Source organism: Pseudomonas sp. HLT2-19-2, assembly GCF_054898005.1.
On sequence record NZ_CM142712.1, the window covers coordinates 5,945,435 to 5,959,275 of the forward strand.

At 60.1% G+C, this 13,841-nt stretch carries 15 protein-coding genes and 1 pseudogene; 4 read left to right on the forward strand and 12 right to left on the reverse strand.

All coding sequences use genetic code 11. The features are described from left to right. The first annotated feature begins 6 nt into the window (after positions 1-6). Positions 7-594: a penicillin-binding protein activator LpoB gene (gene lpoB / locus ACYZTU_RS28020; RefSeq protein ID WP_282376149.1), complete on the forward strand. Its 588-nt coding sequence runs from the start codon at positions 7-9 to the stop codon at positions 592-594. Between the two features lie 3 nt (positions 595-597). Continuing rightward, entirely contained in the window at positions 598-1,341 is a 744-nt protein-coding gene (locus ACYZTU_RS28025) for a penicillin-binding protein activator LpoB (RefSeq protein ID WP_461967074.1), read from the forward strand. A gap of 53 nt (positions 1,342-1,394) precedes the next feature. Here ACYZTU_RS28025 and ACYZTU_RS28030 read toward each other — a convergent pair whose 3' ends face one another. From ACYZTU_RS28030 to ACYZTU_RS28040, 3 genes are all read right to left on the reverse strand, one after another. Further along, entirely contained in the window at positions 1,395-2,027 is a 633-nt protein-coding gene (locus ACYZTU_RS28030; protein ID WP_461967076.1) for a LysE family transporter, read from the reverse strand. Between the two features lie 115 nt (positions 2,028-2,142). Next, a complete protein-coding gene (locus tag ACYZTU_RS28035) occupies positions 2,143-2,724 on the reverse strand; it encodes a mechanosensitive ion channel domain-containing protein (protein WP_461967078.1) in 582 nt (193 codons plus the stop codon). Beyond that, the gene (locus ACYZTU_RS28040) at positions 2,724-4,634 is read right to left on the reverse strand and encodes an ATP-binding cassette domain-containing protein (protein WP_461967080.1); all 1,911 of its coding nucleotides are present in this window, start codon (positions 4,632-4,634) and stop codon (positions 2,724-2,726) included. The genes ACYZTU_RS28035 and ACYZTU_RS28040 overlap by 1 nt, the downstream gene beginning before the upstream one ends. A gap of 50 nt (positions 4,635-4,684) precedes the next feature. Between ACYZTU_RS28040 and ACYZTU_RS28045 the strand changes: the two genes are divergently transcribed. Then, positions 4,685-5,149 carry a TIGR02444 family protein gene (locus ACYZTU_RS28045; RefSeq protein ID WP_461967082.1) on the forward strand — a complete coding sequence of 155 codons (465 nt, stop codon included), beginning with the start codon at positions 4,685-4,687 and terminating at the stop codon, positions 5,147-5,149. On the opposite strand, the gene ACYZTU_RS28050 is transcribed toward ACYZTU_RS28045, so the two are convergent. Next, positions 5,146-6,183 carry an AlgP family protein gene (locus ACYZTU_RS28050; protein WP_461967083.1) on the reverse strand — a complete coding sequence of 346 codons (1,038 nt, stop codon included), beginning with the start codon at positions 6,181-6,183 and terminating at the stop codon, positions 5,146-5,148. The genes ACYZTU_RS28045 and ACYZTU_RS28050 overlap by 4 nt on opposite strands. A 192-nt stretch (positions 6,184-6,375) precedes the next feature. Here ACYZTU_RS28050 and ACYZTU_RS28055 point away from each other — a divergent pair, with 192 nt between their 5' ends. Then, positions 6,376-7,041, forward strand: a complete 666-nt coding sequence (locus tag ACYZTU_RS28055) for an FKBP-type peptidyl-prolyl cis-trans isomerase (protein WP_461967084.1) — start codon at positions 6,376-6,378, stop codon at positions 7,039-7,041. 62 nt (positions 7,042-7,103) lie between these two features. On the opposite strand, the gene rsd is transcribed toward ACYZTU_RS28055, so the two are convergent. From rsd to ACYZTU_RS28095, 8 genes and pseudogenes are all read right to left on the reverse strand, one after another. Continuing rightward, a complete protein-coding gene (gene rsd / locus ACYZTU_RS28060; protein WP_449645393.1) occupies positions 7,104-7,562 on the reverse strand; it encodes a sigma D regulator in 459 nt (152 codons plus the stop codon). A gap of 178 nt (positions 7,563-7,740) precedes the next feature. Beyond that, entirely contained in the window at positions 7,741-8,292 is a 552-nt protein-coding gene (locus tag ACYZTU_RS28065; protein WP_461967085.1) for a disulfide bond formation protein B, read from the reverse strand. 229 nt (positions 8,293-8,521) lie between these two features. After that, complete coding sequence (locus tag ACYZTU_RS28070; protein ID WP_461967086.1) at positions 8,522-9,760, reverse strand: heme biosynthesis HemY N-terminal domain-containing protein; 1,239 nt, start codon at positions 9,758-9,760, stop codon at positions 8,522-8,524. Then, a complete protein-coding gene (locus ACYZTU_RS28075) occupies positions 9,757-10,911 on the reverse strand; it encodes a uroporphyrinogen-III C-methyltransferase (RefSeq protein WP_461967088.1) in 1,155 nt (384 codons plus the stop codon). Before ACYZTU_RS28075 ends, ACYZTU_RS28070 begins: the two co-directional genes overlap by 4 nt. A gap of 16 nt (positions 10,912-10,927) precedes the next feature. Next, entirely contained in the window at positions 10,928-11,695 is a 768-nt protein-coding gene (locus ACYZTU_RS28080; protein WP_461967090.1) for a uroporphyrinogen-III synthase, read from the reverse strand. After that, a complete protein-coding gene (hemC, locus tag ACYZTU_RS28085; protein WP_461967091.1) occupies positions 11,692-12,633 on the reverse strand; it encodes a hydroxymethylbilane synthase in 942 nt (313 codons plus the stop codon). Before hemC ends, ACYZTU_RS28080 begins: the two co-directional genes overlap by 4 nt. 137 nt (positions 12,634-12,770) lie before the next feature. Then, positions 12,771-13,517 (reverse strand): LytR/AlgR family response regulator transcription factor, encoded by a 747-nt coding sequence (locus tag ACYZTU_RS28090; RefSeq protein WP_461967094.1) that lies wholly within the window; start codon positions 13,515-13,517, stop codon positions 12,771-12,773. Beyond that, positions 13,514-13,627 (reverse strand): annotated as a pseudogene (locus tag ACYZTU_RS28095) (sensor histidine kinase); the annotation flags it as partial. The pseudogene ACYZTU_RS28095 and the gene ACYZTU_RS28090, both read right to left, overlap by 4 nt. Positions 13,628-13,841 lie beyond the last annotated feature (214 nt).

The following is a 13,841-nucleotide window of genomic DNA, read 5'->3' on the forward strand; positions in this document are numbered from 1 at the left end:
ACTCCCATGTTTGCACGCTTTTCGTTCATTGCCGTTATCGCCCTTCTGGCCAGCGGTTGCGCCAACACTTCGCCAACGCTGGGCAGCAAAAGCATCAGCTACGGCGACACCAAGGCTGTGGAAACCGTGACCAACGAGTTCGGCTCCACCGACCTGCAGATGATCGCTGAATCCATGACCCGCTCCCTGGCCCAGTCCGGCATTCTGCAAGGCCGCCCGGTGGTTCAGGTCTACGACGTGAAGAACAAGACCAGCGAGTACATCGACACGCGTGAAATCACCACCAGCATCAAGACTCAGCTAATGAAGACCGGCACCGCCCGTTTCGCCAGCGACAACACCGCCATGCAGAGCCAGGTCGACCAGCTCAAGCTGCAAAACCAGAGCGGTCTGTACAAGAAGAACACGGTGGCCAAGACCGGCAACATGATCGCCGCCAAATACCGTATCGAAGGTTCGATCAGCTCGATCGTCAAGCGCAGCAGCGACTACAAGGACGTCTTCTACAAATTCAGCCTGCAACTGATTGACGTTGAAAGCGGTCTGGCCGAGTGGATGGACGAGAAAGAAATCCGCAAGACCACGGAGCGTTAATCAATGCGCCCATGGATTGGCATGATGGCCCTGGCTTGCGCGTTTAGCGTGCAAGCAGCCCCGAAAGTCGCGGTGACGGACCTGGCGTACCAGGAGCGCGTGGAGCAGTACATCCACATTGTTTCGGCGCAGAGCAACCACAGCCAGAGTTACTACGGCGCCAGCGGGTCTTCGAGTTACAACGAAATCGAAGCCACCACTAGCTACATCGAACAAGGTGAATTGCGCAAATTCACCGGCGACATCAAGGGCGAGATTCTTCGTACCGGCATGTTCCAGCTGGTCCAGGGCACGCCTTATACATCGGCGTCCAAGGGTGACGTTTATGACGTGATCAAGCGGATCAAGGCCGGCAATTTTAAAGGTGCCGACTACGTGTTGTTCGGCACCGTGTCGGACATCGACTTCAACAACGACATCAACGAACTCGCTAACACCGACAGCTACTCGGCGGTGCTGGCGTTGACCCTGGTGGCGGATTTCAGCCTGATCAACACCAAGACCTTCGAAATCACCTCGGCCTTCACGGCGATGGGCGAAGGTCAGGACACCAAACTGATGAACCATCGGGACATCCGTGTTTCGCTGAACCGCCCGCGGGTGGTGCGTGACGTGTCCAAGTCCTTAGGGGAAGACGTGGCGGGGCAACTGAGCCAACAGCTCGGTGGCGGCGGTTACGAACAGCCGGGGCAAGCTCCGCTGCGCAATCACCTGCCAGCGGACACAGCGCCGGTCATTCTGCGCTGATCTCTGAAACTAAAAAGGCGACCCTTGGGTCGCCTTTTTTGTGTCTGACGGTTTTACACCGCCGCTTTGCGAAGGGTCGCCATGAACGCCGCCGCACCAATGAACAGCCCGGCAAAGGTGCGGTTCATGCGTTTTTGCTGCTTGGGCGTGCGCAACAGGCGCAACACCCTGGAAGCCAGCCCGGTGTAACCGGCCATGACGATCAGGTCGACGCAGATCATGGTCACACCGAGGATCAGGTACTGCGCCACCAGCGGTGCGTGCGGATCAATGAATTGCGGCAGCACCGCGAGCATGAACACCAACGCCTTGGGGTTGCTGATGTTCACCAGAAAACCCCGGAACACCAGCGCCATCGGCTTGCCGATTTGCCGGACTGCCGCGTCGTCGCTCATGTCATTGGGCAGCGCGCGCCATTGCTTGACCGCCAGGTAAACCAGATAGGCCACGCCAAACCATTTGATCGCGTAGAAAGCGCTGGCCGACGCCGCGAGGATTGCACCGACACCGGCGGCGACAATCGCAATCTGTAACGCCAGACCCAGTTGCAGGCCCAGGGCGTTCCAATAACCGCGCCAGAAACCGTATCGCAGACCGCTGGACATCGACGCAATGGCGCCGGCACCGGGAGACAGACTGATCACCCAGCAGGCGGCAAAAAACGCCAGCCATGTTTGAAGCACCATTGCACACCTCGACCCAGACTCGTGACAGACGTCTAAGCTAATGCGGCTTTGGGCCGATGACTACCGATTTTTTGCAGGACAGTACAGCTGCCGACCAGCGTGGTCGGCATTTCGGCTACTTTTCGAAACTGCTGGAAGGGAATACATCGTTGCCGCGCCAGCGTCGAACCGAGCGCTGGAAGAACAGGCTGTTGGGCACTTGCACCATCGCGCTGCCGGTGCCGAGTTCTTCGGCTTCGATCAGCGTGGTGTAGAGCAGATTGATCGCCACTACCCGGCCTTTGACGCCAGGCTTGTCGGTGGTGTCCACCAACTCGACCACGTCGCCGAGGCGGAATGGGCCGACGGTGAAGATCAGGATCGCGCACAGCAGATTGGAGAGCACGCTCCATATCGCGAAGAACGCCACCGCCGCTACCGCGACAAACCCGGACAACGCGGTCCAGAGCACCGTCGCCGACACCCCCAGGCGTTCCAGTACGAAGATCAGCGCACTGCCCATGATCAGCCAGCGCAGACCACCGCGCAGCGGCATCAGCAATTGCGGTGGAAACGGATACCGCTCACCCAGGCGAGTCAGGCACTTGGCGACGCAGCGCTGGGCGACATATCCCGCCAACAGAATCAGCAGGATTTGCACAAAGAGCCAGATCGGCTCAATCCACACGGCAGGCAATGGCAGCTTGAAGGCTTCCATCAGGACAGCGCCTCCAGCTCCGCCTGCATGCTTTCGAGCAATTCCAGCGCTTCCATCCAGGCTTCTTCCAGTTCGGCTTCACGTACCTTCAGCTTGGCCTGTTCGGCCAACAGATCACGCAATTCGTTTTTGCGCGCCGGTTCGTAAATGTCGCTGTCGCCGAGGCTGGTATCGATCTTCGCCAGTTTCTCGTGCAGCTTGCCCAGCTCGGCTTCGAGCTTGTCGGCTTCACGCTTGTGCGGCGCCAGTTGCTGACGCAACGCAGCGGCGGCCTGGCGCTGGGCCTTCTTATCGGTCTTGTCCGGGTTTACCGGGGTGGTGCTGACGGGCGCATTGCGCTGACGGTAGTCCACCAGCCAACGGGTGTAGTCTTCCAGATCGCCGTCGAATTCTTCGACCTTGCCGTCCGCTACCAGGTAGAAATTGTCGGTGGTGCTTTTTAGCAAATGGCGATCGTGGGAGACCACCAGCACCGCGCCGCTGAATTCCTGAAGCGCCATGGTCAGCGCCAGGCGCATTTCCAGGTCCAGGTGGTTGGTCGGTTCGTCGAGCAGCAGCAAGTTCGGCCGGCCCCAGGCGATTAACGCCAGCGCCAGACGAGCCTTCTCGCCACCGGAGAAATTCAGCACCGGCTCATCGATCCGCGCGCCACGGAAGTCGAACCCGCCGAGAAAATCGCGCAGGGTCTGCTCGCGCTCGGTCGGCGCCAGGCGCTGCATATGCAGCAGCGGGCTGGCCTTGGAGTCGAGCGAATCCAGCTGATGCTGGGCGAAGTAACCGACGACGGTGTTCTCGCCACGGGTCAATCGACCGGACAACGGCTCGAGTTCACCGGCGAGGTTTTTGATCAGGGTCGATTTACCGGCGCCGTTCGGGCCGAGCAAACCGATCCGTGCACCGGGGGTCAGTTGCAGCTTGACCTTTTCCAGCACAGCTTTATCGCCATAACCCAGCCGAGCATCAGACAGGTCAATCAGCGGGCTGGAGATCTTCACCGATTCGCGGAAAACGAAATCGAACGGCGAATCGACGTGGGCGGCGGACAGTTCTTCCATCCGCTCCAGGGCCTTGATCCGGCTCTGGGCCTGACGGGCCTTGGTGGCCTGGGCCTTGAAGCGGGCAATGTAGCTTTCCATGTGCGCACGTTGCACCTGTTGCTTCTCGTAGGCCTGCTGTTGCTGGGCCAGACGTTCGGCACGGGCGCGTTCGAAGGCGCTGTAACCACCGCGATACAGGGTGATCTTGCGCTGATCGACGTGAGCCACGTGATCGACCACGGCATCGAGGAAGTCCCGGTCGTGGGAAATCAGCATCAAGGTGCCGGGATAGCTTTTGAGCCATTCTTCGAGCCAGATGATGGCGTCGAGGTCCAAGTGGTTGGTCGGTTCGTCGAGTAGCAGAAGGTCCGAGGGGCACATCAAAGCCTGCGCCAAGTTCAGACGCATCCGCCAACCACCAGAGAAATCTCCTACCTGGCGATCCATTTGCTCGTTGGTGAACCCAAGCCCCGCCAGCAACTTGCGCGCTCGGGCGTCGGCGGTGTAACCGTCGGCGCTGTCGAGCTCGGAGTGCAGGCGGGCCTGAGCGGCACCGTCATGGGCCGCTTCGGCTGCGGCGAGGTCGCGTTGCACCTCGCGCAGTCGCAGGTCGCCATCGAGCACATAGTCGACCGCCACGCGATCGAGGGTGTCGATCTCCTGGCGCATGTGGGCGATGCGCCAGTCCGCCGGCAAGAAGCAATCACCCGAGTCCGGGTGCAGGTCACCCAGAAGCAAGGCGAACAAGCTCGATTTGCCGGCGCCGTTGGCACCGATGAGGCCAGCTTTGTGGCCGGCGTGCAGGGTCAGCTCGGCGTCTTCTAGCAGACGTTGCGGGCCACGTTGTAAAGTCAGGTTCTGAAGTCGAATCATAATGGCGGCGGAGTCTACCAGCTTCGCTCGCAACTGGCGCGAGTAGCACTATGTCCTCTGACCTGTGGAGCTTTTCCCTTGGCACTTACGCCCGTCCCGGCGTTGAACACGCCTGCCTGCAATTACAGTCGGCGGGCGTGAATGTGTGCCTGCTGCTCGGTGGATTGTGGCTGGCACAGCGGGGTGTTGCCTGTAACGAGCAGCGATTGCAGCTACTTCGCAATGTGGCCGAGCCCTGGGATACCGATGTCGTTCAACCGCTGCGAGCATTGCGCATGCAATGGAAAGCCGCCGCGTCTGAGGATGCCGAGCTGACTACGTTGCGCGAACAAATGAAGACATTGGAGCTCGAGGCCGAACGACATCTGTTGTTGCGGCTGGAGCGATTGGCACAGAGTTGGCCGCAAGGTGAGGCGACCGATCTATCGGCCTGGCTGGAAGGTGTGACGGCAGGCGCCGTCCACCTGGACCGTGACGCGCTGCATCAGCTGCGCGTCGCGGTATCCGGCACTTAGGAAGCGCTGGTTGGGGTGGTTGCTGCACTCGAAGCGGTTGCCGGCGTTGACGCTGGTGTGGCTGTCGAGGTGGTTGCTGCTGAAGCAGGCGTTGCAGCCGGAGCCGGGGTGGCTGGCTTGGCAACTGGCGCGGTGGCCGGCTTGGCCGCAACCGCTTTTTTCACTGCTGGTTTTGCAGCTGGCTTCGCCGCCGCTGGCTTGGCAGCGGGTTTGGCGGTGGCCGGTTTGGCAGCGGGTTTAGCGGCCGGCTTGGCCGCTGCTTTTACAGCGGGTTTGGCCGCGGTTCTCGCAGCAGGTTTTGCAGCGGTTTTAGCCGCGACAGATTTGGCGGCTGGCTTGGCAGCAGGTTTCGCCGCTGCAGTTTTGGCTGCTGGTCTTGCTGCGGGTTTAGCAGCCGTTTTTGCAGCTGGTTTAGCAGCGGCAGTTTTCGCCACGGCGGGTTTGGCAGCGGCCGTTCTTGCAGCACCAGATTTGGTTGCGGCAGGCTTGGCAGCCGTCGTTTTAGCAGCTGGTTTCGCAGCGCTGGCAGCGACTGCTTTTCTTGCTGCTGGTTTTGCTGCCGCTTTCACCGGTGCTTTTGCAGCAGCCGGTTTGGCAGCGGCTTTCTTGGCAGGAGCCGCAGCAGGCTTGGCCGAACGCAGGGACAACGCCTTGCCGACAGCCTCTTGAACACGACCGACGCCCTGGGCCAATTTCAGGCTTTCTTGAGCATCGCGCTTGAGTTGCAGAATGTAGCTGCGAGTTTCCGATTGACGATCCTTGAGGGCATCGAGCAGGTCCTCAAGCTCCTTCACCGCGCCCTTGGCTTTGGTTTGTGCCTTGGCCTTGCCGGCCGCCGCAGCGTCCTGCAATTTGGTACGGGACTTGTGCAATTTTTCCTGCGCTTTTCCGCGCTGCTTTTCCAGTTTGGCGAGCAGTTTTTCAGCATCAGCCATGGCTTGGGAACAAGCGTTTTCCAGATGCTCGAGCAAGCTGCCCGAGAGTTGTTGGAGTAAGTGCAACGGAGTATTTACTGGCTTCTTGGTGGCCGACATGGTTTACCTCCTGGCTGACGTGGGTGCGGCTCATACTAGACCTCTGCTGCTACCGCCGCTAGGGCATGTTGACAGTATCCAAAGCGCTGCGTTGCAACGGATTGAAATTCTTCTTCGCCTGCACAAAACCAGTTCACCGTTGAGCGCATTCACACTGGCATAATCCTGCGCATCTCAGGTCGGAGAGTGCCCATGTCGCGCTACCTTTTTTTATCACTGTGCGTGTTTTTTTCCGTGGCCCAGGCCGCCGAAAAAACCAAAGGAAATGACACTCACGATCTCTCTTACAGCCTGGGCGCGAGCCTCGGCGAACGCCTGCGCCAGGAGGTTCCCGATCTGCAACTTCAGGCGCTGATCGAAGGTTTGCAACAAGCCTATCAAGGCAAACCCCTGGCGTTGAAAGATGAGCAGATCGAACAGATCCTTGCCGAGCACGAAGCCCAGGTCGCCTTGCAACCAACCCTGCCGCAAAGCGAAATCGCGCTCCAAAAAGAGCGGGCGTTTCTCGACGAGGAAAAAGCCAAACCGGGCGTTCGTGAGCTGGCAGATGGAGTATTGCTAACGGAGTTGGCGCCGGGCACTGGTGCCAAAGCCGGCCCCAACGGCAAAGTCCAAGTGCTGTATATCGGTCGCCTTCCCGATGGCACAGTGTTCGATCAGAACAGTCAGCCGCAGTGGTTCAGTCTCGACAGCGTGATCAGCGGATGGCACAGCGCGTTGCAGCAAATGCCGGTCGGCGCGAAATGGCGTCTGGTGATTCCATCGGCCGAAGCCTATGGCGCCGAGGGTGCCGGCGACCTGATTGCGCCGTTTACACCGCTGGTATTCGAAGTCGAATTGCGCGGTGCCACAAGCTGAATACCGGGAACGAAAAACGGCGCGCATAGCGCACCGTTTTTTGAGGTCTTGCAGGAAGGGGTTCAGGCCTGAACCGGGTCCTCTTCCTTGTGAGCGGTGTGCAGCACTTCGATCAGGCAGTCTTCCAGTTCGAAGCGTTCGTGCAACAGGCCACCCAGCTCTTTGAATTTCTCTGCCACGCATTGACCTGCATCACACAGGTCGTTGAACGCGAGCAGCTTCTCGGTGATGACGTCGATGCGAGGGTAAATCGTCTCGGCCAACTCCAGACCACGCTTGTCGTTGAAGGCCTTGGCCTCCCCCGTCAACTGCTCGTAGATCTCGAAGTGCCCCGCAGACACGTAATCGACCAGCACGCCGCAGAACTCCTGCAACGGCTTGCGGTTCTCGCTCAGAGTCTCAGGCTTGGCGCCGAGCGCATCATAGGCCCGAACCAGTTCGTGACGCTCCTGCAACCAGCGATCGATCAGCAGATGCACTCCACCCCAGCGTTCTTGAGCATTCTGACAACTTTCGAGCATGGTGATCTCTCTTCCCTTGTGGGTCATGCTGCCCTACACCCGTCGCACACTTGAAGGTCAAGTATCGGCCAGGCAGAGCGTCATTCGAGCAACATAATTCCAATGACACGTGCGGGCCAGATTATGCCCGCGCGACAATGGCTTCAAGGTACGCAGGAGATAAAGTTCATACAAGTGTTTAATCAACCGCCAGCGAGCGGTGTGACAACTCGCCGCTGAGCGGTCGCTGACAGGCTTTCCAGACAAGACGCAACACCTGATAAATACCTAAAACCGTCATCGCCATGAAGAGCAGCAGACTCCACTCAGGAATGCTCAGATCGAACAGTGTCCAGAAAATCTCCGCGCACTCTGCCTCCCCTTTAAACATCTGCGTGACCTGACACAACCAGGGCAGGTCCTCGTACTGAACAGCCAGACTGGGTGAGCACGTCAACAGCTGATGCATTGGATCGCTCTGCAGCAATACCTGCCGCCACGCCATGACCGTACCCGCCAGACTGCAAAACAGACCGAGCATCCAATACAGAAAAGACCCGAAGCGGCCCGGCCCATGCACCGAAGCCATCAGGCAGGTACCCGTGAGTAACGCGAGGGAAAACCGCTGTAACAGGCACAACCCGCAAGGCTTGAGGCCGACTGCATATTCCAGGTAATAGGACACGCCCAGGGCCAGGGCACCTGCAATGAAAGCCATGAAAAACAAGGAGCGTGAGCAGGCCAAAGACATGGCATTTCCGTAACAGTAGAGACAGACGGTTACGGTAGAGGAAAGCACGCCAGCCTTTCAAGGCAGGCCAGCAGGGACACTTCAACAGAAGTGTAGGGAATTCCCGACAGAAGCGAGAGGATTAGGTGTAGTCCTCTGTAGGACTCTGCCGATGACGGACTACAAAGGTAAAATCCCGGCAGATTGCAGCCGACTGGATCGCCCGTTCGAGCGACCCGTCATTCACTCATCAAGCGTGAACAGGAACTGGCAACGGTGCCGCCAGCAAGCGCTTATCCAACAAGCCCAAGCCCTCCTGGAACAACTGATTGCTGCGCTCGGTGTCACCCAGCTGCGCCAGCAGCCGCGCCAGTTCCGCGCAGGCTTCCGGATTGCGCTGCATGCGCAAACTGCTTTCCAGATAGTCTCGTGCCTTGCCCCAAAGGCTGCTTTGCAGACACAAGCGCCCCAGTGTCAGCAGCAGGCTCGGGTCGGCCGCATGGTCTTTGAGCCAGCCCTCGGCGGTGTGCAGTTGACGTGCCGGATCACTGCCGCGAACGAGGCCATAGAGGCGTGCAAGATGACTGTCGTAGGTGCGCTTGAGCGCCGCTCGCAGAATCTCTTCGGCCTCGACCTGAGCACCCAGCTGCCGAAGCTGCTCGGCATAAGCGAGCACCAGTTGCGGCTCCTGACGCTGAGCTGAAGTCAACTGCTGCCAGGCGCGATTGAGCGACTGCAAGCCGACCGTCCCGTCTTCTTCCTGATGCGCCGCCAGTGACAGGTTCTCACCCCAGGCCCGGCGCTCCAGTTCGACCAGCTCGGCCGGTGGCAGAACCTTGTCCTTGCGTAGTTCGGGCAGCAAGCGAATCACGGCTGACCAGTCGCCTCGCTGTTGATGCAAGCGCTGCAACTGACGCAAGGTCTGGACGTTACGAGGATGACGCTCGTGCATGGCTTGCAGAGTCACCAGGGCGCCTTCGGTATCGCCGCGGTCGGTCTGCATTTGGGCGTGGCTGAGGGCAATCGCCAACTCCGCCTGAGGCTGTCGCTCAAGAGCGCGCTCCAGCAAGTTGTCGCTTTCCTCGTAATGACCTTGTTCGTTCGCGGCCCGGGCAGCGCCGAGGTAGTAAAGCAACGGCTGGCGCTCGGCTTCCGCGGCCCGATGAAGATGACGCTGTGCACTGGCCCAGCGACCTTCGGCCAGATCCAGCTGACCGTGTTCAATCGCCACCTGCACCCGGCGACTACGGTTGCGCCGCGACCAGGGATTGACCACACCGCTGGAGGTTGTCACCAGATCGATTAGCGCTTTGATGCCCCAGAACACCAGCCACAGCACGGCGACCAACGCCAGGGTTGCCCACAGGCTCGATTCGTAGCGGAAGCTTTTGTAGGCGATCAGCACGTAACCCGAATGCTCGGCAATCGCCAACCCCAGCGCAGCGGCAGCGGCGATCACCAGGAACACGATCACATAGAAGCGTTTCATGGCGTCGCCTCCTGCGCGGTGTCCGCGGCAGGTTTGGCCAGCGGCTTGATCGAGTCCTCGGCGTTGACGTTACGCCGCTCCAGATACCCCTGAACCGCGCTCAGCGTACCGGTCAGATCTGGCGTGACGACGGTGACCGGCTGCTTGCTCAACTCGCCAACCTGCTCAAGCATCACTTTGCTCTGAGGGTTGTCCGGATTGAAGTTGCCTTTGAGCACGTCCCGCGCCTCCGCCAGCGCCTGGGTGTAAACGGCTGCCTGGCCATTGAGCGCGGCCCATTGCGCCTGCTCCAGTGCCAGGCTCAGGGCCAGACGAACCTGGCTCAGGCTCTGCCCAGCCAGCAATGGACGCACATTCTTGTCGGCGTTGAAGTCGATGCGGATGTAGCGCGAGACCTGATCCCACCATTGCGCCCAGCGACTCGCGCCGTCGCCATCGGCGGTGAGACCCAACAGGGATTCACCGCGATCCTTGTACTCGGGTGCCAGCTCGGTGAGGCTGATCACCTGATCGCGCAGCGCCCCCAATCGCAGGAACAGCCCGGTGCGATCCGGCTGCTCGGTGCTACGCAATGCCACCAGCGTTTTGGCCACTTGCTCGCGAGCGGCAAAGGAACCCGGGTCGTTCTGTTCGCGCAGAATTTCATCGGCGCCCTGCACCAGGGCCTGGGCACTGCTGATGTCCTGCAATGCGGACAGACGCAGGCTGGCCAGACGCAGCAGGTGCTCGGCCTCGGCCAGACGCCAGTCCTTGCGGCTGGCGCCGAGAACCGTTTCCAGACGTTGATTCAAGCGTTGCTGATCGCCTTGAAGTTGAGTGACCAAACGACTGCGCGCGTCGAGCTCGTCGGCGGCAGGCATTTGTTCCAGGCGAGCCGTCAGGCGTTGTTCATTGAGCTTCAGGTCCTGCGCCTGATCGTTCAATGCCTGAACCTGACTCAACTGCTGTTGATTATTGGCTTGCAGGTGACGCACCTGCCAGACTCCCCAACCGCCCACGGCGACACCGGCAGCGCCCAACAACAGCGCGACGATTGCCAGCCCATTGCCTCGGCGCTGCACTGCCGCAGGTGGTCCGGTTTCAACCGGTGCTTCAACCGGTGCATCGAGCACTGGCTGGACGTCATCTTTAGGCAAGGCTGCTTCGCTCACGTATCCATCCTTTGCATTAGAGAACGGGTCCGGGATGCTCCCGTAACGCCGTCAGCAAAGCCGCGGCACTGGCGCCGCGACAATCCACAACTGTTTGGGCCCCGGCGGCACGTGCCAGCTCGGCGACCCTGAGGCTTGGAACAAACAACGGCAACTGCGCCAATTGCGGCCAGGCATCGCCGGCCAATTGATGCAGGTGCTCAAAACCCTGTCCACTGCTGACCACCAGCCCGTTCAAGCGTTCCGCGCGGATCCGCTCAGGCAGGGCCGCTGACGGGTACTTCGGCAGGCCGCGACTGTACAACTCCAGATACTCGACACTAGCACCTAGCTCGCGCAAACGCTCAGCCAGCAACTCGCGTCCGCCCTTCCCGCGCATGATCAACACGCGTGGACCGGGCCGTGCGATCGCCTCGCGCAACGAGGGAAGTTCAAGCAGCGCTTCGCTGTCATCGCCATCCACCGGGAAGCTGATGTCCAGCCCGCGATCCTCGAGGATCTGCGCGGTGGCTGCGCCCACACTGAACCACTTCAGACGAGGTGGTCGCGGCCGATACCGGTCGAGCAGATCCACTGCAATTCTGGCGGCCGGCTTGCTGACTACGATCACCGCGCAAAAGCGATCCAGACCCTGAATCACCTCGCGCATTGTGTCAGAGACAGGAATCGACTCGATCTCCAAAAGCGGCAAACTGCTGCTGAAAATCCCCTTTTCGGCCAAAAGACTGCTCAGCGCCGCCGACTCATCCGCGGGACGCGTCAGCAGCAGGCGCCAGCCCGTCACTCGTGACCTGCCTCGCCGTAGACTGCTTCCAGAATGTCGTTGGCGCCTTGACTCAGCAGGTCTTCAGCCACTTGCACGCCCAGGGCTTCGGCGTCGCTGCGTGGTGCACGAGCCTCGGCACTGAGCAGCAGACCACCGCTCGGATCACCGACAAGGCCACGCAACCAGATCTGCTCACCTTCAAGCACGGCGTAGCAGGCGATTGGCACTTGGCAGCCGCCATTCAAATGTTTGTTGAGAGCACGTTCGGCGGTCACGCGGATGGCGGTGTCCTGATGGTGCAGCGGCGCCAACAGCGCGTGAATTTCACTGTCGACGCTACGGCATTCGATACCCACCGCGCCTTGGCCACCGGCCGGCAGACTGTCGTCGACGCTGATGGCCGAGGTGATGCGATCTTCAAAGCCGAGACGAATCAGGCCGGCAGCAGCAAGGATAATGGCGTTGTATTCGCCGGCATCAAGCTTGGCCAGGCGCGTGTTGACGTTACCGCGCAGGAAGCGGATCTCCAGGTCCGGACGCCGGGTCAGCAACTGGGCCTGGCGGCGCAGACTGGAGGTGCCGACGATGCTGCCTTGCGGCAACTCATCCAGGCTGGCGTAGGTGTTGGAGACGAACGCATCGCGCGGGTCTTCGCGTTCGCAGATGCAGAACAGACCGAGACCTTCAGGGAAGTCCATCGGCACGTCTTTCATGGAGTGCACAGCGATGTCGGCTTCGTTTTCCAGCAGCGCGGTTTCAAGCTCTTTGACGAAGAGGCCCTTGCCGCCGATTTTCGACAGTGGCGAGTCGAGCAACTTGTCACCGCGACTGACCATGGGCACCAACGTCACGAGCAGACCCGGATGGGCCTCTTCCAGACGAGCTTTGACGTATTCGGCCTGCCACAGGGCGAGAGCACTTTTACGGGTGGCGATGCGGATTTCGCGAGAGGACATGGATCAATCCGTACTGAATAGATACGGCGGATAATAACAGCTCAGCCAAATCCACTTTGACTTGTATCAGAAACCGCGTGGCCTCCCTGGCCTCAGACACCCAGCAATCGGGATGAAACCCGCCCGTAAATGGCGGATTAAAGCTGCTGCATCATCTTGCGCACGCCGGCCACATGGCGTCGGCTGACGATCAGGGCATCGCCGTTCAAGCCTTTGAGGAACAGCTGAAAATGCCCAAGAGGCGTGCGTTGCAGGCGTTCGATGCGTTCGCGGGCGACCAGCGCGTTGCGGTGGATGCGCACGAAGCGGTCGCCAAATTCATCTTCAAGTGCCTTGAGCGGCTCATCCAGCAGCACTTCGCCGCCTTCATGGCGCAAGGTCACGTATTTGTGATCCGCAATGAAGTAGACCACCTGACCCAACGGAATCAGTTCGATACCTTTACGGGTACGGGCGCTGATGTGACTGCGTGGGCCGCTGCCACTTTCGGCGGCGGGACGGGTCAGGGCCGCCAGCTGGACGCGATTGGGCCGCTCGGCTTGCTTTAACGCTTCATGCAATTGTTCTGTACGCACGGGTTTCACCAGATAGCCTACGGCGCTAGCCTGCAAGGCTTCCACGGCAAATTCATCGGGCCCTGCGCAGAACACCACGGCGGGTGGGGTTTCGCGTTCGCACAATCGTGCAGCCACTTGCAGGCCATCGAGGCCCGGCATGCGGATATCGAGCAGCACGATATCCGGTTTGTGGCTGTCGATCAGTGCCAACGCCTCTTCGCCGTTCGTGGCGCTAGGCTCCAGGACACTGTATCCCTCGAGTTCGCCAACCATTCGGCTCAGGCGCTCGCGGGCCAGGGGTTCGTCATCAACGATCAGGACATTCATATTGCGCTGGATTCCTGCGTGAGTCTCGCACAAGGATAGCGTAGACAGGTGAAGTGACGTCCGTCACCGCGATCCACGCTAAGACTAGCGCGAAGGCCAAAAAGTGCCGCGCGACCGACGGCTAAATTTTCATCTGCCTGGCGATTGGCGGCACAGTCCCGCGTTGGCGAAGCATCGCTGTAGGGTTTGTTGATACACAATATGAACACCCCCTCTTCTTATAGCCAGTTGCAGCGCCTGAAAGTGCGCTGATCCACCTGTCCTACTGTCCAACTGTAGACGGTTGCCGGCACGATATTGCTCATTTGAAAAATATCGTTGCGC

Excerpts from the sequence above, each read along its gene's own strand:
- lpoB (WP_282376149.1), top strand. The coding sequence starts at position 7 with ATGTTTGCACGCTTTTCGTTCATTGCCGTTATCGCCCTTCTGGCCAGC.
- ACYZTU_RS28025 (WP_461967074.1), top strand. The coding sequence starts at position 598 with ATGCGCCCATGGATTGGCATGATGGCCCTGGCTTGCGCGTTTAGCGTG.
- ACYZTU_RS28030 (WP_461967076.1), bottom strand. The coding sequence starts at position 2,027 with ATGGTGCTTCAAACATGGCTGGCGTTTTTTGCCGCCTGCTGGGTGATC.
- ACYZTU_RS28035 (WP_461967078.1), bottom strand. The coding sequence starts at position 2,724 with ATGGAAGCCTTCAAGCTGCCATTGCCTGCCGTGTGGATTGAGCCGATC.
- ACYZTU_RS28040 (WP_461967080.1), bottom strand. The coding sequence starts at position 4,634 with ATGATTCGACTTCAGAACCTGACTTTACAACGTGGCCCGCAACGTCTG.
- ACYZTU_RS28045 (WP_461967082.1), top strand. The coding sequence starts at position 4,685 with ATGTCCTCTGACCTGTGGAGCTTTTCCCTTGGCACTTACGCCCGTCCC.
- ACYZTU_RS28050 (WP_461967083.1), bottom strand. The coding sequence starts at position 6,183 with ATGTCGGCCACCAAGAAGCCAGTAAATACTCCGTTGCACTTACTCCAA.
- ACYZTU_RS28055 (WP_461967084.1), top strand. The coding sequence starts at position 6,376 with ATGTCGCGCTACCTTTTTTTATCACTGTGCGTGTTTTTTTCCGTGGCC.
- rsd (WP_449645393.1), bottom strand. The coding sequence starts at position 7,562 with ATGCTCGAAAGTTGTCAGAATGCTCAAGAACGCTGGGGTGGAGTGCAT.
- ACYZTU_RS28065 (WP_461967085.1), bottom strand. The coding sequence starts at position 8,292 with ATGTCTTTGGCCTGCTCACGCTCCTTGTTTTTCATGGCTTTCATTGCA.
- ACYZTU_RS28070 (WP_461967086.1), bottom strand. The coding sequence starts at position 9,760 with ATGAAACGCTTCTATGTGATCGTGTTCCTGGTGATCGCCGCTGCCGCT.
- hemC (WP_461967091.1), bottom strand. The coding sequence starts at position 12,633 with ATGTCCTCTCGCGAAATCCGCATCGCCACCCGTAAAAGTGCTCTCGCC.
- ACYZTU_RS28090 (WP_461967094.1), bottom strand. The coding sequence starts at position 13,517 with ATGAATGTCCTGATCGTTGATGACGAACCCCTGGCCCGCGAGCGCCTG.